The sequence below is a fragment of the Pseudocitrobacter sp. RIT415 genome (assembly GCF_003057695.2).
Lineage (GTDB): Bacteria > Pseudomonadota > Gammaproteobacteria > Enterobacterales > Enterobacteriaceae > Pseudocitrobacter > Pseudocitrobacter faecalis.
Window position 1 is genome coordinate 282,808 of sequence record NZ_QBJC02000001.1, and the last position, 26,676, is coordinate 309,483.

General features: G+C 52.7%; 22 protein-coding genes and 1 tRNA gene. 4 read left to right on the top strand and 19 right to left on the bottom strand.

Annotation, left to right across the window (positions count from 1 at the left end; translation table 11 throughout):
* Positions 1-14 precede the first annotated feature (14 nt).
* Positions 15-947 (bottom strand): 50S ribosomal protein L3 N(5)-glutamine methyltransferase, encoded by a 933-nt coding sequence (gene prmB / locus DBY68_RS01260; RefSeq protein ID WP_108473776.1) that lies wholly within the window; start codon positions 945-947, stop codon positions 15-17.
* A 164-nt stretch (positions 948-1,111) separates the two neighbouring features.
* Between prmB and smrB the strand changes: the two genes are divergently transcribed.
* Positions 1,112-1,663, top strand: coding sequence for an endonuclease SmrB (gene smrB, locus DBY68_RS01265; RefSeq protein WP_108473548.1), 552 nt, complete (start codon positions 1,112-1,114; stop codon positions 1,661-1,663).
* Positions 1,664-1,749: 86 nt separating this feature from the next.
* Here the strand turns inward: smrB and sixA are convergent, their stop codons facing one another.
* The 4 genes from sixA to DBY68_RS01285 all read right to left on the bottom strand — a co-directional run bounded on the left by sixA (position 1,750) and on the right by DBY68_RS01285 (position 6,342).
* Positions 1,750-2,235: a phosphohistidine phosphatase SixA gene (sixA, locus tag DBY68_RS01270; RefSeq protein ID WP_108473547.1), complete on the bottom strand. Its 486-nt coding sequence runs from the start codon at positions 2,233-2,235 to the stop codon at positions 1,750-1,752.
* Between the two features lie 199 nt (positions 2,236-2,434).
* Positions 2,435-4,585: a fatty acid oxidation complex subunit alpha FadJ gene (gene fadJ / locus DBY68_RS01275; protein ID WP_108473546.1), complete on the bottom strand. Its 2,151-nt coding sequence runs from the start codon at positions 4,583-4,585 to the stop codon at positions 2,435-2,437.
* The gene (fadI, locus tag DBY68_RS01280; RefSeq protein ID WP_108473545.1) at positions 4,585-5,895 is read right to left on the bottom strand and encodes an acetyl-CoA C-acyltransferase FadI; all 1,311 of its coding nucleotides are present in this window, start codon (positions 5,893-5,895) and stop codon (positions 4,585-4,587) included. The genes fadJ and fadI overlap by 1 nt, the downstream gene beginning before the upstream one ends.
* Before the next feature lie 162 nt (positions 5,896-6,057).
* Positions 6,058-6,342, bottom strand: a complete 285-nt coding sequence (locus tag DBY68_RS01285; RefSeq protein WP_015963594.1) for a YfcZ/YiiS family protein — start codon at positions 6,340-6,342, stop codon at positions 6,058-6,060.
* Positions 6,343-6,714: 372 nt separating this feature from the next.
* On the opposite strand from DBY68_RS01285, the gene fadL reads away from it, so the two are divergent.
* The gene (gene fadL, locus DBY68_RS01295) at positions 6,715-8,034 is read left to right on the top strand and encodes a long-chain fatty acid transporter FadL (protein WP_167405885.1); all 1,320 of its coding nucleotides are present in this window, start codon (positions 6,715-6,717) and stop codon (positions 8,032-8,034) included.
* A gap of 63 nt (positions 8,035-8,097) precedes the next feature.
* Here fadL and mlaA read toward each other — a convergent pair whose 3' ends face one another.
* A complete protein-coding gene (mlaA, locus tag DBY68_RS01300; protein ID WP_108473542.1) occupies positions 8,098-8,853 on the bottom strand; it encodes a phospholipid-binding lipoprotein MlaA in 756 nt (251 codons plus the stop codon).
* A gap of 289 nt (positions 8,854-9,142) precedes the next feature.
* Between mlaA and DBY68_RS01305 the strand changes: the two genes are divergently transcribed.
* On the top strand, positions 9,143-10,078 hold the full coding sequence (locus DBY68_RS01305; protein WP_108473541.1) for a formate/nitrite transporter family protein: 936 nt from the start codon (positions 9,143-9,145) through the stop codon (positions 10,076-10,078).
* 68 nt (positions 10,079-10,146) lie between these two features.
* A tRNA-Arg gene (locus tag DBY68_RS01310) sits at positions 10,147-10,221 on the top strand.
* Between the two features lie 274 nt (positions 10,222-10,495).
* On the opposite strand, the gene DBY68_RS01315 is transcribed toward DBY68_RS01310, so the two are convergent.
* The 13 genes from DBY68_RS01315 to DBY68_RS01375 form a co-directional block, all read right to left on the bottom strand.
* Positions 10,496-11,878 (bottom strand): VasL domain-containing protein, encoded by a 1,383-nt coding sequence (locus DBY68_RS01315; RefSeq protein ID WP_108473540.1) that lies wholly within the window; start codon positions 11,876-11,878, stop codon positions 10,496-10,498.
* Positions 11,879-12,382: 504 nt separating this feature from the next.
* A complete protein-coding gene (gene tssE, locus DBY68_RS01320) occupies positions 12,383-12,835 on the bottom strand; it encodes a type VI secretion system baseplate subunit TssE (protein WP_108473539.1) in 453 nt (150 codons plus the stop codon).
* Entirely contained in the window at positions 12,828-13,364 is a 537-nt protein-coding gene (gene tssJ / locus DBY68_RS01325) for a type VI secretion system lipoprotein TssJ (RefSeq protein ID WP_199538641.1), read from the bottom strand. Before tssJ ends, tssE begins: the two co-directional genes overlap by 8 nt.
* Positions 13,345-14,448, bottom strand: coding sequence for a type VI secretion system baseplate subunit TssG (tssG, locus tag DBY68_RS01330; protein WP_108473537.1), 1,104 nt, complete (start codon positions 14,446-14,448; stop codon positions 13,345-13,347). The genes tssJ and tssG overlap by 20 nt, the downstream gene beginning before the upstream one ends.
* Positions 14,403-16,166, bottom strand: coding sequence for a type VI secretion system baseplate subunit TssF (gene tssF, locus DBY68_RS01335; protein WP_108473536.1), 1,764 nt, complete (start codon positions 16,164-16,166; stop codon positions 14,403-14,405). Before tssF ends, tssG begins: the two co-directional genes overlap by 46 nt.
* Before the next feature lie 20 nt (positions 16,167-16,186).
* Positions 16,187-17,782, bottom strand: coding sequence for a type VI secretion system protein TssA (gene tssA / locus DBY68_RS01340; protein WP_108473535.1), 1,596 nt, complete (start codon positions 17,780-17,782; stop codon positions 16,187-16,189).
* Positions 17,782-21,195 (bottom strand): ImcF-related family protein, encoded by a 3,414-nt coding sequence (locus DBY68_RS01345; RefSeq protein ID WP_108473534.1) that lies wholly within the window; start codon positions 21,193-21,195, stop codon positions 17,782-17,784. The genes tssA and DBY68_RS01345 overlap by 1 nt, the downstream gene beginning before the upstream one ends.
* Positions 21,182-22,342, bottom strand: a complete 1,161-nt coding sequence (locus DBY68_RS01350; protein WP_108473533.1) for a hypothetical protein — start codon at positions 22,340-22,342, stop codon at positions 21,182-21,184. Before DBY68_RS01350 ends, DBY68_RS01345 begins: the two co-directional genes overlap by 14 nt.
* A 3-nt stretch (positions 22,343-22,345) precedes the next feature.
* Positions 22,346-22,612: a PAAR domain-containing protein gene (locus DBY68_RS01355; protein WP_108473532.1), complete on the bottom strand. Its 267-nt coding sequence runs from the start codon at positions 22,610-22,612 to the stop codon at positions 22,346-22,348.
* A gap of 165 nt (positions 22,613-22,777) precedes the next feature.
* Positions 22,778-23,212: a hypothetical protein gene (locus DBY68_RS01360; RefSeq protein ID WP_233503867.1), complete on the bottom strand. Its 435-nt coding sequence runs from the start codon at positions 23,210-23,212 to the stop codon at positions 22,778-22,780.
* A 97-nt stretch (positions 23,213-23,309) separates the two neighbouring features.
* Entirely contained in the window at positions 23,310-23,669 is a 360-nt protein-coding gene (locus DBY68_RS01365; protein WP_108473531.1) for a hypothetical protein, read from the bottom strand.
* A 219-nt stretch (positions 23,670-23,888) separates the two neighbouring features.
* Entirely contained in the window at positions 23,889-24,662 is a 774-nt protein-coding gene (locus tag DBY68_RS01370) for a hypothetical protein (RefSeq protein ID WP_108473530.1), read from the bottom strand.
* Positions 24,655-26,676, bottom strand: a complete 2,022-nt coding sequence (locus DBY68_RS01375; RefSeq protein WP_108473529.1) for a lipase family protein — start codon at positions 26,674-26,676, stop codon at positions 24,655-24,657. The genes DBY68_RS01370 and DBY68_RS01375 overlap by 8 nt, the downstream gene beginning before the upstream one ends.

The window sequence follows — 26,676 nt, forward strand, 5'->3', positions numbered from 1 at the left end:
TGTTGCGTGCTGGATTAATCTTTGTAAATCGCGAAATGATCGCGGGCAGCCACCAGCTGCGCTTTGGTCAGCATGAAGACGCCGTCACCGCCGTTATCAAACTCCAGCCAGGTGAACGGTACGTCCGGGTACTGTTCCATGAGATGCACCATGCTGTTGCCGACTTCACAAATCAGCACGCCATCGTCCGCAAGGTAATCCGGCGCACAGGCCAGAATGCGGCGCGTCAGCTTCAGCCCATCCGTACCCGAAGCGAGGCCCAGCTCTGGCTCGAAACGGTATTCGCTTGGCAAATCGGACATATCTTCAGCATCGACGTACGGCGGGTTAGTGACGATTAAATCGTACTGCAACTGCGGCAGGTCGCGGAAGAGGTCTGAGCGAATTGGCGTGACGTTATGGATCATGCCGTGTTCTTCAATATTTTGTTCGGCCACGGCCAGCGCATCCAGCGAAATATCCACGGCGTCCACTTCCGCTTCCGGGAAGGCATAAGCGCTGGCGATCGCGATACAGCCGCTGCCGGTACACATATCAAGGATATGCTGCGGCTGATGATTGATAAGACCGGCGAACTTATTGTTGATTAATTCGCCAATCGGCGAGCGCGGTACCAGCACGCGTTCATCGACGTAAAATTCATGGCCACAGAACCAGGCTTTGTTGGTTAAATACGCGACCGGAATACGCTCGTTCACGCGGCGGATCACGCGCTCAACAATGCGGTGTTTTTCACTGGAGGTGAGGCGTGCGCTGCGCATGTCTTCCGGAATATCCAGCGGCAGATAGAGTGAAGGCAGAACCAGCTGTACGGCTTCATCCCACGGGTTATCGGTGCCGTGCCCGTACCAGATATTCGCCGCGCTAAAACGGCTTACCGCCCAGCGCAGCATGTCCTGAATGGTTTGCAGCTCATTGACCGCTTCATCGACAAAAATCTTATCCACATTATTCTCCAGGGCATGCGTCGGGGTAAATTCGGCGGCTAGTTTGCCACGAAGACGCCGATAAATCAGCATTCTTGCGCAGGCGACCGGGGAAAAAACCGTTTTCACTGCCAACCGCCGTCTTCAGAAGGTAAACTAACGGAAATGCCAGATGAGAAGAATCCATGAAAAAGAAAGCATCGCTTAGCGAGGAGGATCAGGCGCTGTTTCAGCAACTGATGACGGGCACGCGCAAAATTAAGCAGGACACCATTGTCCATCGCCCGTTACGTAAGAAAGTGAGTGACGTGCCGGTGAAGCGGCTTATTCAGGAGCAGGTGGACAACAGCCACTACTTCTCCGACGAATTTCAACCGCTGCTGAATACCGAAGGGCCGGTAAGGTACGTGCGCGAAGGCGTCAGCCATTTCGAGCTGAAAAAACTGCGCCGTGGCGATTACTCCCCGGAGCTGTTTCTCGATTTGCACGGTTTGACGCAGCAGCAGGCTAAACAAGAACTGGGCGCGCTGATTGCCGCCTGTCGCCGCGAACATGTGTTTTGCGCCTGCGTGATGCACGGGCACGGAAAGCATATTCTTAAACAGCAAACGCCGCTATGGCTGGCGCAGCATCCGCACGTTATGGCATTTCATCAGGCATCGAAAGAGTATGGCGGAGACGCCGCGTTGCTGGTGCTGATTGAAGTGGAAGAGTGGCTGCCGCCGGAATTGCCGTAGGCGCAAAGCATTGCCGGATGGCGACTCGGGTATATCTGTAGGCCGGATAAGCGCAGGCGCCATCCGGCACAACAGCAGGCAAGGTCTTAAATCGCTTTCGCCATTTTCAGATTGCAGGGGCTCATTTGCCATTTGAAGACGCCCATGCCGTCCGCTTCCAGCGTGACGCAGGCGATCGCAGAGGTGGTGAACATTGGCGGCGTTTCGCCAGGGCAAAGTTCAGAGACCAGGTAGCCAACCAGTGGCAGGTGGGATATCACCAGAACAGACGCGACACCTTCATTCGCCAGCGCTTGCAGATACGCGCTGACGAGTCCGATATCACCGCATGGCGTCAGTTCAGGCAGCACTTCGACATCTTCAGGCAAGTGCATGCACTCCCCTACCATATCAAGAGTCTGTTCCGCACGCAGGAACGGGCTAACCAGAACACGTTCAATATCCACTTTTTGGCCTTTCAGCCAGGTTGCCATCTGACGGGATTCATCACAACCACATCCCGTAAGAGGACGAACCGAGTCACTGGCTGCTTCAAGAGCAGCGTCGCCGTGACGCATAATAAAAACTTGCATATTGCACCGCTTTTGTTAAACAGAAGCACCGATCAACATCGCAGAAAACGAGACCTGCGATGTTTCGGTAGCCGGGCATTGTGCCTGATCCATCCAATGAATGAAACGCTGTCTTTTACCTTAATGGCGTAAGTATAGTCAATATTTGTTTACAAAATGACCAGCACAGCGTCACTCGCTGAGTGATATACCTTTGACCTCAACCCTCTGAGCCAGTTTCCAACGGAGAATAAAAAGTTTCTCCTCGTTCGCTCATGGCGACCAACACCTCGCACGGCGTAAAACGTGGGCCGTACTGTGAAGCCAGGCGTTGTAATCTGGCAACCACTTCACCCGCGCCCAGCGAATCCATGTAACGGAACGGGCCACCTAAGAACGGTGGAAAACCAATGCCAAACACCGCGCCAATGTCACCATCGCGCGCGCGGCGGATCACGCGTTCATCAAAGCAGCGCGCCGCTTCGTTGAGCATAAGCAACACACAGCGTTCAGCTATCTGTTGCGGCGAAAGCTGGCTGTTACGCGAAGCCATCCCAGGTAGCGAATAGATTGCGCTATCCGGTTGTTTCTTGCTTGTACGCCCTTTTGCGCCATAAAGATAGAATCCGCGACCGTTTTTTCTGCCTTTGCGATCGTCGTTCAAAATCGCTGAAATAAGCGTTGCAGGGGCGCTGAAACGATCCCCATATGCTGCTTCCAGCACCGGCATAATTTTGGTACCTGTATCAATTCCCACCTCATCCAGAAGCTGGATAGGCCCAACGGGGAAACCGAATTTAACCAAAGCATTATCAATATCTTCGATGCGTTCACCGTCGGTGAGCATACGCATCGCCTCATTAATGTACGGCGCTAAAATACGATTTACATAAAACCCAGCGCGATCGGCCACCACAATCGGCATTTTCCCCTGTTTCTTTGCCAGCTTCACGGTGGTGGCGATAGTCTGTTCAGAGGTTGCCGCGTGTGGGATAACCTCCACCAGCGGCATTTTTTCGACCGGGCTGAAAAAGTGCAGGCCAATCACCTGTTCAGGCCGTTGTGCCTGGGCGGCAATATCGCCAATCGGCAGCGACGACGTATTCGACGCAAAGATGGTGTGCGGCGCACACTGCTGCTCCACTTCACTCACCATTTTCTGTTTCAGCGCCAGATCTTCAAACACCGCTTCAATGACCAGATCCCGATGCGCAAACCCGCGATAGTCGGTCGATCCGGAAATCAACGCCAACTGACTATCACGCTCATGAGCCTTGATATGGCGGCGGCGCACCTTGTTATCAAGCAGCTCCCAGCTGTACTTCAGCGCATGGTTGATGCCCTTAGCATTGATGTCTTTGATACGTACCGGCAGCTTGCCTTTGGTCGCGGTCACGAAGGCGATCCCCCCGCCCATCAGGCCGCCGCCTAAGATCCCCACCGCACGCAATGGCCCGGCCTCAACGCTGGCACCCGGATCTTTTTTAATCTCCGTACTGGCGAAGAAAATATGCCGCAGCGCTTTAGACTGCGGAGTCATCGCCAGCTCGCCAAAGGCGCGCGCTTCCGCGTCATAGCCGCTGCTGGTGCCCTGTGCCAGCCCGGTTTCAATGACGTCCAGGATCTTTTTGGTCGCCGGATAGTTGCCGTGCGTTTTCTGCTCGGTTTTCTTTCCGGCAAGCGTAAACAGAATATTGCGCCCCAATGGGCCCGCCAGAATGCGCTCTTTGACCGGCAGATGACGTGAACGGGATGGCGCTTGCTTTGCCAGCTCAACCGCGGCTTCCAGCAAAATCGTCTGTGGCACCACGTCATCCACCAGCCCAACCTTAAGCGCCTGGCGCGCGCGCAGTTGCTTGCCTGTCAGAATCATATCCAGCGCTGTACTCACGCCAATCAGACGCGGCAATCGCTGGGTACCGCCTGAGCCCGGCAGCAAACCAAGTTGCACTTCCGGTAACCCAAGCACCGTTTTGGGATCGTCAGAACAGACACGCCCATGGCAGGCAAGCGCCAGTTCCAGCCCGCCGCCAAGGCATGCTCCGTGAATGGCGGCAATCACCGGGATCGACAAACCGTTCAGATCCGCCATGATCTGCTGCCCCTGCCGCGCCAGCTCTTCGGCTTCCTGCGCGCTGGCGCAGTTACCAATCATGTTGATATCAGCGCCGGCAATAAAGTTGTCAGGCTTGGCAGATATGATAACCACGCCCTGAAGCGCTTTATTGTCGCGAATTTGCCTGAGAATCGTCCGCACCTGCGCACCAAACTCCGCCTTCAGGGTATTCATTTTTTCATCCGGCACATCGATGGTAATTATGGCGACGTTATCCGGGCGAACAGTGAGAGAAAATGCGGATATTGTCGTCATTATTCAGCCTCCAGTACCATTGCCGCGCCCAAACCACCCGCCGCGCAGGCGGTGACAAGGCCAAAACCGCCTCCCCGGCGGCGTAATTCATTGAGCGTTTGCGTGATCATTCGGGCACCGGTGGCGGCAAAGGGGTGCCCATAGGCTATCGATCCGCCCAACACATTGAACTTACTTTCGTCAACCTCCCCGGTCGCCTGGGTACGCCCCAGCACGTCGCGGGCAAAACGATTGCTGGCAAGGCACTGAATATTTGCCAGCGTTTGTGCGGCAAACGCTTCATGCATATCAAACAACGTGAGATCTGCGAGGGTGAGCCCCGCGCGATCGAGTGCCAGCGGCGTGGCCCACGCCGGGCCGAGCAGCATATCCTGCTGCACCTCAATGGCGGTAAACGCGTAGCTGCGCAGATAGCCCAGCGGTGTTAAACCCAGTTCGCGGGCGCGCGATTCAGTCATTAAAATCACCGCCGCCGCGCCATCAGTCAGCGGCGTACTGTTGGCTGCCGTGACCGAGCCATGTTTACGGTCGAAGGCCGGGCGCAGTTTGGCGTAATCCGCCAGCGTCGAGCTACCGCGTATATTATTGTCCTGCTCCAGCGGGTCACGGAACGGTGGCGCGTAGGCCGTCATCACTTCATCCGCCAGTTTGCCTTCCGCCCATGCCTGCGCTGCCAGCTGATGCGAGCGATGCGCCAACGCGTCCTGCTCTTCACGCGTAATGTGGTACGTTTTCGCCATCTGTTCAGCCGTATCGCCCATGCGCAGGCCGGTAGAATACTCCGCAACCGCCGGGGGAACCGGCATCAGGTCGCGCAGCTTAAGGCGGGAAAAGAGTTTCAGGCGCTGGCCGAGCGTCCGCGCTTTATTGGCGTCAACCAGCGTCCGCGCCAGCTTTTTACTGACGCCAATCGGCAGCACGGAGGAGGAGTCCGCCCCGCCTGCAATCCCTGCGCGAATCGTCCCTGCCATCAGGCTTTCGGCCACGTTGGCGACCGCCTGAAAACTGGTGGCGCAGGCGCGACTGACGCTGTAGGCATCCGTGTGCACATTCATCCCCGTACCGAGGACAATTTCGCGGGCAATGTTAGGCGCTTCTGGCATCTGAACAACCTGGCCAAAAACCAGCTGTTCGATAATTTCAGGGGGAATTTCGCTACGCGCCAGCATTTCGCCCACTACCATTTTGCCGAGATCTATCGCCGGTACGCCGTGAAACGCGGTGGCCTGACGGGCAAATGGGGTACGTAAACCACTGACAATGGCAATGCGATCGCCCTGACGGGTGATAAGCGGTAATGCCTGACTCATAAAACTCCCCTGTTAAAAAATAAAACCAAAGTGGTCTGACCTGATAACAGTCTTAACTAATTTTTTACATTAAGCCAATCGGAGAGAGAGAAAAATGGGAGCTAAAACACACTGAAGGGAGAAAAGAAAACGCCCCTGCGGTGCAGAGGCGTTTGGGAAGGATTAACGCAGACCTAACTGGAAGATCAGCGTTTCAGCTTCGCAGGCGAAGACAAAATCGATGTCCATCTGTACACCGCCCTCAACGTCTTTGAAGACCGGGGTGATGACGCACGGATCGGATTCGACGCCACGCGCACGTTCAGTCAGCGCAGCGAGGGTTTCTTCAGCTTCAGCGCGAGTTGCAAAAACGCGGCTATAGGAGGCTGTGCAATCGGAGTTGTCCATGATGGTACCAACATCCATACAGCAGCAAACCGGGGTTTCATCAGCACTGCATTTACTCATTGTAGATTTCCTCTGTACATGCACGCGAAGGTGCCAGATAAACGATGCCCTTATTTTACGCTCCCCGGAAAGCTCCCTCCAGTTGTTCGTTGTGCCAATTGAGATAAGTGACCGAAATCACACTTAAAAATGATCTAAAACAAAAATCACCCAAACAGATAAAGCTCAACCTCGCCAAATTTGCTAACCAGATCCCGTTTCGGTGATCATCTACGTAAAATCTGAGAAACAATATTGCAACATCATATCTGGTCAGACCTATACTCTCGTCACTGGTCTGATTTCTCTGACGTAGTCCAGCCCCTACACTTCGCGCTTCTGTTACTACATGTAACATTTTTTGTATAAAAATAACTCAATGAGGTTATGGTCATGAGCCAGAAAACCCGGTTTACAAAGTCTGCTCTCGCAGTCGCAGTGGCACTCGTTTCAACCCACGCCTGGTCTGCAGGCTTCCAGCTTAATGAGTTTTCTTCCTCTGGTCTGGGCCGCGCCTATTCCGGTGAAGGTGCCATCGCTGACGACGCAGGCAACGCCAGCCGTAACCCCGCGCTGATTATGATGTTTGATCGCCCGACGTTTTCTGCCGGTGCGGTTTATATTGACCCGGATGTAAACGTTTCAGGCCGCTCGCCAACCGGCAACAGCCTGAAAGCGGACAACATCGCGCCTACCGCATGGGTACCGAACGTTCACTTCGTGATGCCTATCAACGATCAATTCGGTTGGGGGGCATCTGTTACCTCTAACTATGGTCTGGCAACCGAGTTTAACGATACCTACGCCGCTGGCGCGTACGGCGGTACCACTGACCTTGAAACCCTGAACCTGAACCTGAGCGGCGCTTACCGCTTGAGTCCTCAATGGAGCTTCGGGGCTGGCTTCAACGCAGTCTACGCCCGTGCAAAAATCGACCGCTATGCGGGTGATTTAGGTCAGATCGTTGCTGGTTCTGGGGCTCTGCCACCTGCTCTGGCAGGCCAGGTAAGCCAGATCCCGGCAAACACGAAAATTGCGCACCTGAAAGGTGACGAATGGGGCTTTGGCTGGAATGCCGGTATTCTGTTTGAGCTTGATAAGAATAACCGTTACGGCTTTACCTACCGTTCTGAAGTGAAAATCGACTTTGATGGCGATTATAAGAGCGATCTTCCGTCAGCCTATAACCAAATTCTGGGTAATTTCGGCCTTCCGGCAGGCACCAACGGCAGCACCACGAATGGTTCTCTGACGCTGAATCTGCCAGAAATGTGGGAAATCTCCGGTTATAACCGTGTGGCTCCGCAGTGGGCTATCCACTATAGCGCCACCTACACCAGTTGGAGCCAGTTCGAAGAGCTGAAGGCAACCAACAGCAGTGGCACACTGTTCCAGAAAGACGAAAACTTTAAAGACGCATGGCGCCTGGCGCTGGGTACTACCTATTACTATGACGATAACTGGACATTCCGTACCGGTATCGCTTTCGATGATAGCCCGGTCCCGTCTAATTACCGTTCTATCTCTATTCCGGATCAGGATCGCCTGTGGCTGAGCGCCGGTACGACCTATGCATTTAATGAAGATGCATCTGTCGATGTGGGGGTATCCTACATGCACGGCCAGAGTGTTAAATTCCAGGAAGGCCCATACACCTTTAAATCAGAAGGTAAAGCCTGGCTGTTCGGTACCAACTTCAACTATCGCTTCTAAGTTTTACCCCAATAAAAAAGGTGAGCCTCAGTGCTCACCTTTTCTCTATCTACACTCCGCGATTTATTCAGAGTCGATATCTTTTAAATCATCCTGAATCGCCTGGGCGTTCGGGTTTTCTTCCGGTTTCAGCTTACCGCCATTGGCAATAAAGTCGTGACGCTGGAAGTAAGCTTCGCGCACCAGAATGTACGGATCGGAAGACTGCCGCAGCAGACCATCGGAGTCGAGCAACTGGGCGCGCGTTTCCACCCCTTCCACCGCCCATTTACCGATAGACATTGGCCAGGTCAGCCAGGAGAGCACCGGATACAGGGTATCGGCCATATCGCCGCCCTCATCACGCAGGGTGAAACTTCCGTAGAACGGCAGTTGCATGTACGGGCCGTAACCCACGCCATAATGGCCCAACGTACTGCCGAAGCGGTGCGGTTCTACGCGTTGCAGTTTAGGGTTTGCCATCCCGGCCACATCAATAAAGCCGCCCATCCCCAGAATGGTGTTCAGGAAGAAGCGCGTGAAGTGCACCATCCCCTGGTAGGGGTCACCTTGCAGGAAGTAGTTGGCCATTACCGCTGGCTCTTCCAGGTTGCTGGTAAAGTTGCCAAGGCCGGTACGCGCAGGCTGCGGAACATAATCGCGCCATGCAACAGCCATCGGACGCAGCACATAAGGGTCCAGCACATTAAAGTTGAAGTTGTACATCGAGCGGTTGAAACCTTCAAAAGGGTCTGACCGCCCTTGCTGTTCAGTGCCGGAACTCGCACAACCGACAAGCAGTGTGGTGCCCAGCGCAACCGCCGACAGGCGAAGCTTCATAAATGTCTCCCTGTAAATTATGGCTATCGCTGATTGCCATCCATGACGGAACGCATGAGTGTCCGCCTGTTTAGGTGTGAGCGATTGTAACAGCACGTCGAATGATGTCTATATTCGCGGTCTCGTTGCTCTAATTTTAGCCTGGTAACCGCCGCATTGTGCATATCTATTCTACCGAAGCCGCTGACATTAAACGTTACTATTCTTGCCATTTCAGAATAACTCCCGACCTGACTGTTACAAAAGCCGCTACGCTTTAACTGGTTTGTGTACAGAAAAGGACAACGCGATGGACAACCTCAAAGACGATAAAATTGACGCTCACAGCGATGAGCTGGAAGTCGAGAGCGAAGAGAAGCAAAGCGGGAAGAAGATTGAGATAGATGAAGAGCGCCTTCCCTCGCGCGCGATGGCTATCCACGAGCATATCCGCCAGGACGGCGAAAAAGAGTTGGAGCGCGACGCCATGGCGCTGCTGTGGTCTGCCATCGCCGCCGGGCTTTCGATGGGCGCATCGCTGCTGGCAAAAGGCATTTTTCACGTCCAGTTGGATGGCGTCCCTGGGGGTTTTCTGCTGGAGAACCTTGGCTACACCTTTGGCTTTATTATCGTCATCATGGCGCGCCAGCAGCTTTTCACAGAGAACACCGTCACCGCGGTTCTGCCGATCATGCAAAAACCGACCGCGAGTAATTTCGGCCTGTTGATGCGCCTGTGGGGCATCGTGCTTTTTGGCAACGTGCTGGGCACCGGCGTGGCGGCATGGGCGTTCGAGTATATGCCGATATTTGATGAAGAGACGCGCGATGCGTTTGTCAAAATTGGTATGGACGTGATGAAAAACAGCCCCACCGAGATGTTTGCCAACGCAATCATCTCCGGTTGGCTGATTGCCACAATGGTCTGGATGTTCCCGGCAGCAGGTGCAGCGAAAATCGTGGTCATTATCCTGATGACCTGGCTTATCGCACTGGGCGACACTACGCATATAGTGGTCGGTTCGGTCGAAATTCTCTATCTGGTCTTCAACGGCACCGTGCACTGGAGCGAGTTTTTCTGGCCTTTCGCCCTTCCCACTCTCGCCGGAAACATCTGCGGCGGCACCTTTATCTTCGCCCTGATGAGCCACGCGCAAATTCGCAACGACATGAGTAACAAGCGCAAGGAAGAGGAGAAACAGCGCGGGAGCAGGAAAAAATGTCGAAAAAACAGCGCTAAATGGTGATGCTTTGAGCAGTTAAGCGGCACGAGGCTTACCCGACAGGGCAAAAAACGCTATACTCGTGCCGCTTCGTCCCCTTAGTTAAATGGATATAACGAGCCCCTCCTAAGGGCTAGTTGCAGGTTCGATTCCTGCAGGGGACACCATATTCCTGAATCCAGCCTCACATCTATTGCACTCAGTTGCTATTTCATCCCTCGTGAATCATCAAGTTCACAATTCCATCAATCAACATCCCTTTTCTTTTTGTCCGCAAGAAGCCATTGAACTGCTTTCACGATAGCGTTTTTAACCGCATTTTTGGCCACCATCAGCCATGTGGCACTGTCAATTTTTATTTATGCAAAATCGGTACATTTAAATCCCTTTACTTTAAGACTGTAAAAATTATGAAACGCTGTGCCCCTCTCCATGTTTACATCAGTCGGGCTGTTTTTCCTGCGCCAACGTAGAGATTTGAGCCCGTAGGTGCTGCTCGAGCTGTCGGGCCTGCTGCTGACGCTGCAGCGAGTCTTCAGGCAACTGATTCAGCAACCGGAACTGCTCTTCCACCGGCACGGTCTGTCGAAAACTTGTGAGCATGCCAAAGACTTGCGATTTAAGTTCACTGACGGTGATGTATTTTCCCTTCTGACCGTCAAGCGCATTCAGTTTATCGGCAAGTGCCTGAAGCTGTATCATGCCTTCATGCCATCCGTTCATTGCATCCGTTGATAATGCAGAGACGTTAATCTGTTGCTGCCACTGCTGTATCAAAGGCTCAGCCTGCTCGGGCCACAACACCTGAACCTGTTCGATAAGTTTTCTGCTGTATGTAATATTCCAGTCAGGCGCCAACTTATCCAGTCGGGCAAGCTGCCTCTGTGTCTGCGCGATAAGGTCTTGCGATAACGGAGTCTGCCGCAACATATCCAGTTGTTCAGGCGTGAGAGTGGCAGGGAACGGAGCCAATGAAGCAGCAAGTTGCATGTGTAATGGATCTGGACGATGAACCAACTGCCAGCCCCACACTACGACGGTGGTTACCGCCAGCATGGTACACATTCCGGCGACAAAGGATTTCCACTTTTTTACTGGTGTAGGCACAGTAGCCAGCACTTCCACCTTCGGCCGCTGTTCCGGTTGCGCGACATATACCCACTTCACGGCACTACCTGGCCCCTGGAGTTCTTCATCCGGCCCCCCAGAAACGTTCCCACTTGCTGCTGTCGCGTCATTCATCACGGAGGCAGGCACGACGATCCCAGGTTGAATATTCTGTCCGGTACTGGTTGAGTTATCGCTATTTTCCAGCCGGACCGCAGTGTTGTGCATTAGAGTACGCAACGTATCGAACTGGCTGAAGTGCTTAAGCTCCAGACGCTGCAATACCTCTCCCAGGGCGTTGAGCAATTGCTCCGCGCGATACAACTGACTGAGGTCGCCGTAATTCAACGGTAGCGAGCGCATCCGTTGCTGCAGACGTTGGCTCAGACTGCTGAGAATCTCCATGCGGGCATGGACTGGCTGCGGCCAAAAAGCCCCCCACTGATGGCTTATCAGTGCTTCGAGTATCGCCAGCCCTTCATTAAGGCCGAATAAACCAGCCAGCTGGGTTCGGGCCAGCGTATACCAGGCAGCCGTTTGCAGCTCTACACCGTTCTGTTCAAAGAGTGAGAGACAACGTTTCTCGACAAACTGCCAACTGACATCCGGGCGAGCCGGATGTATCAATTTACTCATTTCATCGCGCAGGGCGGCATAGTCCGGCAGTGTGCGTGGATCGCCACCCATTTTTAATTTACGCGGGGTGATGTCATTCATGACCAGTAGCCCATTTGACAAGTAAGGAACAATTAAAAGTTATTGTTTATACAGCTTCACTTTCTGCATATTCAAAACCCTGCAGATATTTTTGCACCACAGAGTCGGCAATATATTCAACCCGCCCTGGCGACGTGCCACCTCTTCGATAATGCGTCTGAAAAAGGCCTGAAAAACGTCTTACGCAGGTTAATCCGATAGCATTCCAGATAGCTATGAGTAAACCAAAAGCGCATGAAAGAATTCATGAGCCAGAAGGAAAATTACTTTTTTCATTTCTATATCTTTTTTATTCGTTACTTTGGAACTAAATGTTTCCAACACTATTAACCGTTTCGTCAGGGAAACTTCCAACGATTCAAAATAAAAAATGATGACTCATTATTCGGTACCCGCTATGGCATAACGCAACGGACGCAGCAAAGTTCCGGTTGTTAACCACACCTGACCACATAAATACTCCTCCCGGAGGTGTCACGTCTCCTTCATTATGAAATATCACCTCTAGATCCCCGTTGTGGTGTCCAGAAAGTGTTGTTGTTTCAGATGCCTCAGCATCACTCGCCCCTCGGGCATGAACTCTGTGCCGTAACGCACTAGCCCGATGCCCTTTAGCTCGGCATCAATGGCATAACGCAGTTCACCAGGAACATTCTGTTCCAGCAGGACAACCGTTATTTTTTTCAGACGTGGCTCATATTTGAGCAGAACAGCAGACAGAGTGCCTATAAGCTCATGGGCCGTTCCAGGCATGCCCTGCAGGATTTTCGTCATATCGGGCAGACCATAGTCCGGCAGATGTGCCAGCGTGCCGGCACGGCAGTTAAGGATACGCTGCATATTGTCCAGTACAGAGAGAATGGCCTGGCTCTGCTCGCTGACCTGATGCAGGTCGAGGCCGCCGGTGAAGTTGCCATAAAGAGTCTCATACAGTGAAGGACGGGATGACTCACTCATCTTTCAGCGCCTTCAGGATCAGGCGGTTATTACCGGCCTCAATTACCCGGGCTTTATCCGGATCGAGATCATCACGGCTCAGCACCACCCGCCAGGTGTTGTTCACCTGGTCCGGTGACATAAACATCCCGGCCACCGCCACGAACTGCGCACTTTCCGCCATAGGCATATCGACCGAAACCGCTCCTCCCGGCTGCAGACGGATATCTTTTTCTGCTACCAGGTCTGCTTTTATAACCTGGCTGTCAGCCTTAAACAGTGACGGGTAGTCCGTCGAGTCGAATGTTTTCCGGTCTTTGAGCTGGTAAATACGTACCACCGTCGACAGCGCCACGCCGCCTGCATTACTGTTTACAGCCTCCCGGGCACGAATATCCAGATGCAGCGTCTTTATCTGCTTATAAAAAATCGATTTAGTCATAGCAACGGTGCCATCTGTCACTTTTTGCGTCAGCCCACAGCCCGCCAGCATCAGGGTGATACTGGCGGCCAGCGCAACCAGAGAAAATTTACCAGTGGTAATCGCCATCTTCATCGGTCTCCCTGCGGTGAAAATTTTCCTGTAACCGCTCATAGCGGCCAAGATTGATAGTTATAGTTTTGGGCTTCATGACGGTGTTCGCTGTATTCAGCGGCCGCATCACAGCGGTGCGGCCCAACTGCACCGCCCCAGCGTTGGGTTTACTGCTCATGGTCGCGTCAGGCAGCAGGCTTCGGTCGACACGTAGCTGTAACCGCACATTAAGGCGGGAGCCAAGATAGACATGCAATAGCGCCATTAAATCCGTGTGAAGCTCCCCCCCCGGTAACCAGCCCTGCACTTCTGCCGGGTCAGTGGTGGTCAGACGCATCAGCACCTGGCTATTTACGTCGGTGGCATAGCAGCCCATCACCGGGCGATTTGCCAGGGAGGCAGGATGGCTGACGCTCAGAGTCAGCGGCTTATTCAGCGGTACACGACGTTTGTCATGGTGCCAAATTATCGCCTGTGAATTGGGTGCCAGCAGGCGCACCAGCGAGGCCATACCTTCCGCGGTACGTCCGGGTAGCAACATGACCGGTAGCAGTGCCAGAAAGCGCGAAGCCGGGGTCGCGATACAGTCCGTGCAACCGTCAATACCAAGCCCAGCCAGCCCCAGCAGATACTGAGAGGTTTTGTCTTTCCCACCCTCTTCAAAGGTCGCAGGGTACGAGTATTTACGCCAGATACGATAATACTGGGCTATCAGCCGATGGTTGAAGATATCGAGGAAGTCTGCCGTAGCTTCATATCCTTCACGTCGCTGAGTGATATCATCAATGTAGTGCGTCGGCAACGGCGATTCCACGCCGTAGAGCCCCATAAAGGTGATACGTACCGTGGGCGGCAGATGCTGATCTTCAGGCTGCTCAATCCCCTTGATTTCAGAAGCCGGGAAACCCATGCCCGGATGTGGCCTGAAGCGTACCGGTTCATGTCGCACCTGCCAGGTGCTCCCAACTACGGGGTTATCCGGATGGCTCTGTTCCAGTATCTGGCAGAAGCGATAAAAGTTCATGTACGGCAGGTACTGCCGCAACTGCTCCATCAGCCGGGCAGGCGTGGACTGTGATTCTCTTTCCACCGGATACATTTTCCTTCTGGCTGTACGATAAGGGTGAGCTGGTTGAACTGATTCATGTCGGCATACAGCGCAAAGAATCGGTTAAGCATTTCACCGAACAGGTGAATATCGCCCTCACCGGTGAAGCCGTTGCTGTCGAGGGTCACTTCGATATCCAGCCCCCGCAGCAGGTAGCCCTGCTCAAAACGTTGAAGGCGGTGGTGTTCTACCTGCTGAATTGCCTCCAGACGGCGGGTATTCAGTTCATCTTCCTGCCAGTTATAGAGTGCCAGCGTCCCGCGCAGTACTTCTGCAGTACTCATCATGTTCAGGAACCCGGATCCCAGGTGGCTCAGCACCCGCCAGTGGAAACGGTCTTCGGCAGGCGGATAGACCGGCAACGTCGGTTTGCAGAGATTGCGTACTGAAAGCGGTGTGCTGACTACCTGCTCACAGCGGTCAAGCAGGGTGCTCTGCAGTGCCCGGCGCGGTAACTGACCGTTGGTGCCAGTGATTTGCAGTGAAACAGCTTCACGTTCAAAAAGTCTGTCATCTTCCCATTGGTGACCGCCGAGAATAAGCCAGGTGTCATACAGCCCGGTGACGCCCCGCTTCACACGGGTGTGGTAATAGCGGGGTGGCGCGTGACGGCGCATCATCCCGCCTTTGTGGCGGAAACTGCTGAACGGCACATACTCTGCGTCACTTGTCCGGTTCGAACCGGTGACCGAATCCACCGAATAAATCTCGGTATGTCCGTCCTGCAATCGCTTAGGCCGCAGCAGATATTCGCTTTCAAGCCCGGTAATGGTGAGTGGATCGGCTTCCAGGGTGAACAGGTTAATCACCGGCACACAGTGCAGACGAACCGCGTCATCGGTGACCGGCAGGTCTGATGGCCACAGCGTACTGAACACGACTTCGATGTCGAAATACTCCGCTCCGGGAGGCGGTGTAATGCCATCCAGTCCGTTGAGATGGACAAACATAAACTTGTCACGGAAGGTGAAATACTCCAGCAGCAGCTGGTAGCCACTGAAGGCGGTATCGCCCTTCGGCCACAGTCTGTCCTCCTCCGCAAATCCCCCCGGCGAGAAGTACCCGTCGAGGCGAATACGGTCGGCCTGCCCGGGCAGTCGCATATACAGGGCAGCCTGCCGTTTGGTCAGCATCAGGTGCAGCTGGCTGCTGACCGGGGCATCCGCCCCGAGATACAAACTGAGGCGGCTGAGGTCAGCATGGGACCAGTCCGCCTGCGTGCTGCAGGCAAAACGCATCCGCAGCAGCGAGCGCCCGTCCGGCTCCGTGGTCATGGTCACCCCAAAGATATTCAGCGGGTTGAGCATTACATCACGGGTGGTACGGTAGCGACAGACCGTGTTTTTCGGCCCCACCGGGCGGGAGTATACTTCCAGACCCGCGGGCATCACTTCCGCCATCTTCACGGCCTGAAGCGCAGGCGTGAAGGCTACCACCGAGAGCGAAGGAATGGTACGCAGGTAGTGTGGCCAGAGCATGCTAACCAGCCCTTCAGTCAGTTCCGGCAGGTCGTCGTCAATCTTCTCCCGCAATCGTCCCATCGAGAAAGCAAAGCCTTCGAACAGACGTTCAACATACGGGTCGGGTGTGCCGGTCTTATCCAGATCCAGCATCGCGGCCCTGCCCGGGTGGGTCTGAGCAAATTCTTTGGCCGCTTCACGCAGGTAGTGCATTTCCGCGTCGTAATAACGCAGAGTCAAATCTTCCATTTATTTCTGTTCCTGTGGATTTAACCGCAAAGCACGGCGGCACGGGCGGGATCGACGGCGATCAGCCCGGCAAGTAACCGGTCCATTACCGGTGTAAGACGGGCTTTATCAGCCTCACTGCGACCGGCTTTCAGACGCAGGAGTTTCAAATGGCGGGCCTGCACCTCGAACAACAGCTCAGGCTCCCAGTTTCTGAGGGTCATTACACGGGCACGATCACCGAGCTCTGCAAACAGGTGTACCGCCAGCTCATTTTTACCGTACTGCTCAGCAATGCGGCCCATCAGCAGACGCAATAACCACTTCTGACGCTCGGTGGTTATTCCTGGCCGGGTCTGTAACCAGCCCAGCGCGGCATCCGTGCCTTCACTGTCGGCCAGCGCCACGGCTTCCGGCTCCAGCGCCAGGATGTCATCGTTATCCGAGGCGACCGGAGCGGATGGCGTGTCATCTCCCCATCCTCCGACGGTATCCAGCACGCTCTGCTGGATCCAGTTCTGCGTCACTTCGTCCGCAAACGGGGTACCGTCACTGAACGCCAGCGTTTCAAGCCCGGGCAGTCGCGACAGAAGCCCTTTCAGGTCAGCCGCGACAATGTCGGCCAGCGTCTCCTGGCCGGATTTCGTCAACGCCTGATGGATGTACCACTGCAAATCCAGCCACAGGTGGTTGGCACCGCGGGAAAACGTGCTGTCGGCCGTTTCCAGCATTTCAGCCCAGTTCTGCTGCAAATAGAGACGCTTGAGTAACGCGCGCTGATCCGCCCTTGGCGGTTCGATACGTGTACGTCCCTGCGCATCCGGGGCAGGGATGGCCCGCAGGGTGTCGTGACGCAAGCTCTTCATCAGATGGTGTGCTGACAGCCAGCCATTTGGCTGCTCACGCAGGTATTCGGTGAGCGTGCGAGCCTGGGCCAGCAAATCCTGACCGGACGTGATGCGTCCGATGGAGGGGGCGTCGCTGTGACTGGCAGCCGAAGGGGTTTCGCTGGTACTGGCATTCTGCGGTACCACCGCATCCACACCTCCCGCTTTCTGCAGACGACTTTCCAGCGCACTATAAAGCGCATTGAGTTCAGGACGGGTTTCATCCAACTCATTCTCAATAAGCTGTGATATCAGCAGCAGCGCACCAGTGGTTCGCATCGCATCGATCCTGACCACTTCCGGATACAGGGAAAGCGAATCAGTCATGCGCGACCCGGCCAGCCATTCCAGTGCCGCCTTACGGCTGCGGTCACGCTGCGGGTGCAGTTGTGAACCAAAACGCTCCAGCAAGCCAGCCAGCAGTTCAAGTCCTTCAGCCAGCCCCTGCTCGCCTTCACGATGCAATTTGGCCCAGCAGTAGTATGTCACCACACGGATATCTTTGGCGGTCGTGGTCAGCAGCTTCTCCGCCAGCCGACAAATGAGTTCAGTGTCAGCGCCGGAGAGTTTATTGACCTCCTCGCGCATCTGCTGAAAGTCATCATCATAACCAGGGTCTTCGCCAGCGGACGATTGCCCTGACAGCGGTTGTAGCCAGCTTTCCCACTGTGCCACACGTTCACGGGTTGCAACAAGCAATGGTTCCTGTTCTGTCTGGCAAGCACTAAGTAAGGCATTGAGCGTGCTCATCAGTAAATCTCCTCTGCATCACTGTTCGCACTAATGACCAACTCTGATGGTGCAACTCCGGTAGTGCTGAAGATGGTTTCCGGCAGACGGAAATTACGCAGTTTCAGCAGCGCCAGCGGCCCCTCGCCGGCTTCGGTACGCAGAGTGTAATTAAGTGTGCGACCGTCCTGTGCCTTCCAGCTCAGACTGTAGCTGCTGCCTGCCCCCGGATAAGCTTTGACCGCAGCCTTATCGAGCAGGCGTATCCAGCCCCAGGCCCCCGGAATATCAGCGTACTGGCGAGTGCCCGCCTGCGTGCTAATCCAGCTCAGGTTGGCCCCCGGGGCTTCAGTATCAGCAGGCCAGGTGAATCGCCTCCATGCAGGCATCTGGTTCACATAGGTCAGCTTCTGACTGTCGATAATCAAGTCGGTCTGCATAACCCCATCGGCGGTGCCGGGGCGCAGTTCGAAGTTCATCCCGGCGTTGCCTTCGGTGAAGGCCACATCCGAGATATGACTCAGGGTATTAATGGCATTGAGGAACTCTGGGTTAAAGGCCAACCCCTGCGAGTTGATGCTGTCCGGCACCCAGTGATTCCCTTCTTTGTGCAGCACGCCTTTGAGACGGGTCTGCAGGAACTGAGCGATACGCCCGGAATCCGCGTTGAGGTATTTGGCCAGCAGCGGCAAGGAGACATCACTACTGGAGTTGTTAAACGGATAGCGGCCTCCAAAAGCACTGTTCCACTCAGCCACGACGGCCTGCTGCCACTGGGCATTGAGGCTCTCGGCCGCCGGGGTCAGCACCTGCTGCCAGGCCTGCTCCATCGGGTTCACAAACACCGTACGCCCAAAGCCACTCCACTCCTGCCCCAGACCGGCGGCAATGAGGCTTCCGTAGTCGCGGGTTTCGGTCAGGTCCACGGCCTTGCCCTGGAATACGGTCTGGGCAATGGTCTGAGTCATTGCCTGAGGGTCGGCAGCGTTGGTCACCTGCTGTAGACGCAGACGCACCTGCGTTACACGGGTCAGGTACGACTGCAGGCTCAGTTCCTGTGTACCTGTCCGGTTTTTGTCCATCACTGCCAGTACCGGACCAAAGGTCGCATCCAGCGGGCCATGAACGCCTGCACTCTGGTCAATGGCATCTCTGTTGTCACCGCCCAGCAGATTTTTGGCTGATTTCACCAGTGAATCCGAAATCGCCTCGCCGGTTTGCCCGGTGCGCCCCTGCACATTCAGAGTGTTCATTAGCGCCACCAGAGGTGACTGACGCACATCGGCCATCAGGGTCAGTTGGTCAATAGAGTCAGATAGCGTGGCGGCCTGGTTCCAGCGCAGACTGTTGAGAAACGCCAGCCATGCCCCGCCAAAGTCTGCAAAGTAACGCTCCGTAAGGCGCTTTTTCAGTGCATCGGGCGATGTTTCATCCTGTTTATTTACCTGTTGCTTGCTGTCGGTCAACACCCAGTCTAGCTCGTCCCGGCGTGCCTTCACCACCCTCTCAATAGCGGGTTGCACAGCCTGTTCCCAGGCCTGACGGGTAAACATACCAGGTACAATTTCGGTGGTGCTGAACAGGCGGGCAGCATCAGTATCACCGGTCATGTCTTCGAGGCGCATATCGACATACAGACGCGCCACCTGAGAAAGCATTTTCTGATACAGGGTCGATTCACTGTTACGTACACCCATCAGGCGTACCAGAAGCGAACGCGCCTGGCTGACCATGTTTTCATCAGCACGGAGCTTCCACTCAGGATGCGCAACCAGTTGCGCGCCATAAAAAGATAGCAGTGACGGCGCCACACCCTGCCAGACGGCGTCTTTCACTCCGTCACGATTCGTCCAGTCGTGCAGTAGCACAGAACTGAACCAGGCGGCGTCCATATGCTCCGGATGCGCCAGCATCAGGTAGAGCTTAAGTTGCTCCCAGGTGGTTTTTGCCATCTGCTCACGCAGCGGGCTGCCCGGCGGCAGTGCGTTAAAGGCGCTGACTTGCTTATGCAGATGGTCTGCGGCCGCATCTCGCAACAGCGGCAATGCGCTATCCTGATAGCGTGGCCAGAGTGCCGCCAGTAGGGCGTTATTCTGACTCAGCCCGGCCTTCTCGTACCACGGCACACCATGCACAGAACGGTACTGCAGACGGGCCAAGGTTTTCTGAAGTTCAGACAGCGCGTGCAGGCGCTGCTCCAGCGGCTGAGTCTGTTTGGCGGTAAGTGCGGCCTGAGCATTCGCACCAGCAATCTGGTTGCGGTTGATGACATACGCGATGCCCATCCACACAGCCCAGCTCACCATCGTGAGCGCAGCAGCAGACGCCATCACCTTGCGCCATGGAATGCCCGGCTTGCGCGGACGCAGTCCGGCAGGAAGCGTCCGGTCGGATTCAGGCAGAATATCCCAGCGATTATCCATGCCCCAGTGGTGCGTCACGGCACGTTCAACACCGGCAGAGGGCTGACTAAACACCACGCCGGCCAGCGGCAGTGGGCGGTACGGATTGAGCATCACCGACAGCGGAGCCGTCACGCTTTGTGGCTCACGAATAAGCTGGTCGGCAAGCGTCAGCAGGAAGTTATGTTTCACCTCGCCGCAGGTCTGCTGCAGACCCTGCGAGATCAAATCCAGCGTCAGGGCAGAGAGTTGTTCTGCCAGCCCTTCGGTGCGACACCCGACAGGTAACAGGCAGCCGGTCGCCTGCGTAATGCGCCCCTCCGGCTGACCGGCGCGCGGGTGCAGGGACCAGACATACAGCGGGAGTTTCCAGCCAAGCGTTTCCATACGCACGCTGATGGCGTGAGACAGGGAATCCATGGTGCTTTCAGACGGTACCGGCAGCGGCGGCTCCAGCCCTGGTGCTGAGAGCTGGTCAAAGGCCGAGGTGACCCACACCAGCCCATCTACCGGGCGACGGCGCAGTTTGCGCAGCGCGTTCAGCCAGGCACTGTCCGCTGGCGTATTGAGGTCACCGCCCCACAGCAACAGTGTGCCGCGGTCATCCTGCCAGAGCTGGCCCGTCAGACCCGGAGTCAACTGCTCCACCTCAGATATGGTCCCGGTGACCAGCAGAATGCGTGTTTTGCGTCCCCAGCGCCGACCGTAGAGGTTACGCATGGCGTCACGGATAGTATCAACGGTGACATTGCGTGGCGGAGTCCGGGCAACTCTTGATTCATCAGAAGGTAACGCATTGTTCTTCTGTTCCCGCCAGCGGTGATACTTTTCTCGCATGTACCGGAACATGAACGGCGTATAGAAAACAATCAGCAAGACTATCCATACGGCAACAAATGCAAGCACTTGCTTCAGTCGGGTATCAAGGCCATACGAGGGACCAAAATGCAGGATCAAGGCCACTATAATCGCTGAGATGCAGGCTATTATGCCGGCAAGCCCCACTCTGCTCCATGTATTACCCGGCATCATTATTTTCACTCCCTGAGGTAACAGTACTGACAAAACGATCAGCACCTGAGGTAAACAACCCTAAAACAGGTTTGTTGCTGACGGACACGATGTCGGCCAGTAATGTGGCCAGAAGCCACGCACTCCCGGCCCCTGGAATACCGTTATATTTTTCCAGTACATCAATTTCCTGGGGCACCCACGGTGTCAGATGTGATTGAGACGCAGTCATTAGATCAGCAAACCCGTCATTCCAGTGCCCGTAATCACAGAACACGTTTGACGTCTGACAGGCGATCGTTTGTGTTTCGAGGAACAAACCCATATCAGCCCTGAAATTTGTCATGTCCAGCGGCATCGGTCGCAATATGCGGGCGGAGTGTGAAAGCTGGTATTTTTCAGCAACATCATCGCTGGTAAGTACCATCGCTGCGAGTGCATCGGAATACTGTTCAGCCCCCTGATTCTGCAATATCAGGATCAAATCAATATCGAAAACGGGATTTTTAAGGCGCTCTTCGATCCAGGCAAAAGAAAGGACTTCACAACATGAAATCGAACCTGTCAGCGCACGCCCTGGATAAATTTTTCCCCATGATTTGCGAAACCGGGTCTCGAAGTCAGACGAAATCGTGTCGCTCACAATGGTGACGTTGAACGGCACTGTCGCAGGCAACATCGCGATTGCCTTTTGTACACCGGCCAGCCCCAGTTCGAGCAAGGAGGTGGACGTCGTCGATTTCGCATCAAAATGACAGGTTAGTGAAAGAAATTGCGGTGCATCTGCAGCATCTGATTTAGCAATGGCGTCAGAGGTCACTCCGGAAGGGAGCAGTATGCTGCTTCCGAGTACGGCCAGATAGCGTCCAGCCCAGGCCTCCCAATGTTGCTGTCCATATGCAGCTTCCTTCTGCAAAAACTGATGTTCATTGACGGTTCTGCCCCACAGCCACCCCCGCAAACAAAACAGGAAAAACCAGCCAAGAATCGGGCTGGATGCCAGCCACCAGATATTGAATGCAGCCAGTGCCTTAACCATGCCTGACGCATGCAGAATAAACAGCAAAATACCCACAACCGCGGCAACACCCCCTGCCAACAGCCATCCCGTAAAAGATGGCTCAGGAGGCAACTCCATTGTCGTTGCTTTCGTCCTTTCCCAGCCCATTGATTATCCTACTGTGCTCTTCTGAGCACTTGAAATTACAGTACAACCGCACTGACATTTGCAGCCATCAATGACAACAGCGCGACCGTTAAAGGTACGGTGCGGTGATCCTTCCACGATAGGATTAGTTCCATGCCCATCTACCGGACAACTCACCATATCACCCACTAATGCGGCTTTTTTCCCGTCGACAGTAATATTGGAAGAGGCGGAGATCACTTTTCCGCCGTGAGAAGTATTGTCACCAAGTAGAACCAGACCCTTTGCCATATTTCATTTCCGATAGAAAAACAATTAATTAATTTTCATCTTGTCAACTTTATCAAAATCAGGAAAATCGCTCTTTCAGGAGCAATACTTCCATCCGGAAAAATTATCTTGGAGTACACACCATCAATTTTTTCTGGCTCTATATATCTAACAACTTTCATTTCATCAACTTAAGGGCAGCAAATAAATATTGCTAAGCTTAGAAACTCTATAAGAAAGGATGTTCTCTTTGCCTAATAGGGAGAGCGATTTTGTTTTCTCTGCTATTTTCCTTTTTCGAATGTGTGGGTAATATTTAGGAGAAATATTTAAGTCGCCTGTAGAAAAGGTGAATTGACCATTCCGCGAAGCGTCATTATCAAAAGCAAGCGTCACACCTACCGCCGTACCGGATACAAGATCTTTGCCAATATGTGTCGCATCGATATACGCGTTACCTAAGCTGACTGCACTCAACGTCCATTTACATGAGCCACCACCGATCATAGCGACCTTTGCTTTCCAGATATCCCCGCTCTCTTGCTGCATGGGGATCCCAATATCGTTGTAGCTAGATTCTGTGATAACAGAGCCATCAAAGCCACTGATTCTCTTTTTCATGCATTAATTGCCCACCCAGCTAAAGGATCATTAGCACAGGAAATTTGTGCACTACTAATAGAATTGGACTATCCAGATTGGTGCGAGGTGGTGAGTTTTAACACATATTGATATTGAATGAGCTAATGTTGTTTTTCCTCAAGAACAATTCCACATTGGAATTATTTGGCAATTCACTTTTACAATATAATTTGAGTGCCTTTTCAACGAAGTAATATACATCTTTAGCTGAACTACCCGCATAAACATCAAAATAGATTGCAATTGTTTTTGCTCTTCTGTCGATTACGGGATCCGTTGTAAAGAAAACACGCTTATCTTTTATTGCAACATTCGATACACTTTCAATAAAACTAACTGATTCTTTGTTAAAGTTAAATGCTCGGGCTGCTGTCGCAGTGTTTGAGAAAAAGCTTAAAGTAACAACAACAACCATTGCCGATATTACATTTTTCATAATTCACTCACCCTCATCGAATTTTAAATCAAGTAAATATAGATTCATTCCATAACCCACATAGAAAAACAACTCTAGGGAGAGCAGAATAATTTTGATGGGTTAGACATTTTCAATTAACTTTTATCCGCATTCAGCAATCCTCAAAAGCAAAGTGCTGGCGTATAAGCGTGATAGTTAATTAACTTAATAGACATTAAACGCAAAACTCGTCTATCATTATTTGCCAACTTTCATTTTATCGACTTTATCAAAATCAGGGAATAGTGATCTTTCAGGTGCAATACTTCCGTCTGGGTAAATTATCTTGGAGTAGACACCATCAATTTTTTTTTCTGGTTCAACACGTCTAATAACCTTCCTTTCATCTAATAACGGTTGAAATAAAACGTTATTAGCACCAATAACATGATACAACAAAAAATCTTTCTCCCCCAAGAGAGTCAATTCATTCTCGTTTCGTATTAATCGCCACTCTTTTATATATGGGTAATATTTTGGTGATAAATTTAAATCCCCTTTCACAATTCTATATTGTCCATTTCGAGAAGCATCATTATCAAAAGCGAGCGACACTCCTACCGCAGTACCGGGTACAAGATCCTTACCAAGATGTGTCGCGTCTATATACTCGATACCTAAATTGACCGCACTCAACGTCCACTTACACGAGCCACCACCGATCATAGCCACTTTTGCTTTCCAGATATCCCCGCTCTCTTGCTGCATGGGGATCCCGATAACATTATAGCTGGGTTCCGTAATAACTGAGCCATCAAATCCACTGATTCTTTTTTTCTTACATTCATACGAGATGTATCTGACTTCCAGCGGGAAGGGTTTTGTATACTGAGACGGATTTTTTACTTCAACATTGACCCATTTTGTATCCGCTGGCGGAGATAAGGTTTTGTTTACAGCCCGGCTCATACTGCAACCCGCCACAGTAAAAAACATCAGAGAAAGCAGAACACTTTTTGATTGGTTATACATTTTCCATTGCCTCTTCTCCGTATTGAGCAAACCGCAAAAGCGTATCGTTGCCAGACGGCATAGATAACGTAGGGGAAAGCGATGCATCCAGCAGTCCTTCTATATTCAGAAAGATGCTATTTCTTGTTAACTCTCTCTCCGGTATGCCATTTTTATTTTCTGCCATTTGCTCCCTGAAAGCATCAACATTATTCAGATGCTCAGTAAAGGTACGTTTTTCCACTATCCCGGCGTTATCAATAAGTTCTAACACTTTGTTATACATATAGGGCATGTATGAGGTCATAAAGTGATCAAAAAAATTTAAATTAACGCCTCTGTCCGGATTACTACCTTTAGGAAAAAAGCCAGTTAGATCTGCTTGCGTCAGTGACGCTTTAAATTCTTTCTGCTTCTGACCTGCCTGCTGCATCTCCTGCTCTGCCAGTGCAGGGACCAGGTAAAGCTTAGCCTTAAGAGGTAGTAAGTTCCTGATGGTAATACATCCTGCCGGAGTTGGCAGGTCTCTCTTGCACTCCTGCCACTCTCGGCTCTGGGTGACCGTGAGAAAGGCCACCGTATTACCGTGGTGCCAGAAGCAGTCTCCCCACGCAACCATCTGATAAGCGAGAAGTTCACCAACTGACCAGAAGAAACCGAGCGTCCCCCCAAGCCATCCCCAGAGTTTATATAGCTCATTATCCAGATTAGCTTCTGCCGGGACCGCAGGGATCGGGTCGTTATCATTAACATGCCGGAAATGGGTAATCTCCGATAATTGCATTACGGCTTCGCGGGTAAAGGTTCGCGGCATACCATAAGTGTAAAGAACTGGATTGATATTTTTTAATTTTACCGAATGAATTAATGCTAGTGCGCCTCCTAAACTGTGGCCACATATAAATAATTTTAGAGAACCAGATAACTCTTCTAGCTTTCTAATTTCGGCAGTGTATTTTTTCTCAACCCGACTATATCCACTCCAGAATCCGGTATGTACTTTTCCAGCAGGCAGTAAGCTAGTACATTGCGTTTTATCTATATTACATAATTCTGAATTTACCGGTCTGAATGCAAGATCCGTTCCCACATCAAATAAACTGGCTGTTCCACGCCAGGCAATGATCACCTTATCCGCGTTATAGACATAATAAAGCTGCGTATCACCATCTGCCTTTGTTGCAGCAGTATCGTCCTCTGCCTGTACTGTTCCATGTGGGGTCTTCTCATCTACCTTAGTCGAAGTATCGCGCGAGGTATCCATAAATACCGGGGGATAATACCGCTTACTGTAGGGAACATCCTGTACTAACGTATTCCATGCTGAGTCGTCTTTATAAAGCAGAGGTAAGCGAGAAAGATCTTGGCACTGGTTGATAAAAAAGCGCGTAATTGACACCGTATCCAGAGTACTGTCGTCTGCATAGGCAAGCGTTGCTGCAGCACCAAGATTAATTCCATTTGCAATGGAATAGTCCTTTTGATGATGCAGAACAAGCTCCCAGGCTCTGAACGGACATATTTCTATAACGTGTCGCTTTTCAAGTTCATTGGTTCTTATTACCACCCCTTTCAGAATTTTATTCTGAGGAAAGTGGAATGGCGGCCAGACTTCTCCATCTCTTAACTCAATAGAAGGAAGAGTCCGGCAAAGTTCACCGATCACGGCATAATGCCAGATATATCCTTTCTCTTCAGCGTCAGGACGCACAACTGAATCATTTTCCGCATCGCGACTAACGCGTAAGGAACGATTTTCCATTTCCCTTGCCAACTGATTGCCATCTAACGTCAGCCTCAATTCAAGTCCATGCGGCATATCAATGCGAATAAGCCCATCTGAGTCACTTTGACCTGTATACGTAAAGTTATCGACTGGTCCGGAAACTGGATGAGAACTTTCAACAGTCCATGGCATATTCGCCACGGGATCGCCCTGCTCATCAACCAGTTGAAATTCGACCCAGTAGGGCATTTGCTCGTCACATGGAGCATGGGGGTTTTTACGGCAGAGTGAGGATACAGCGGTAGTCAT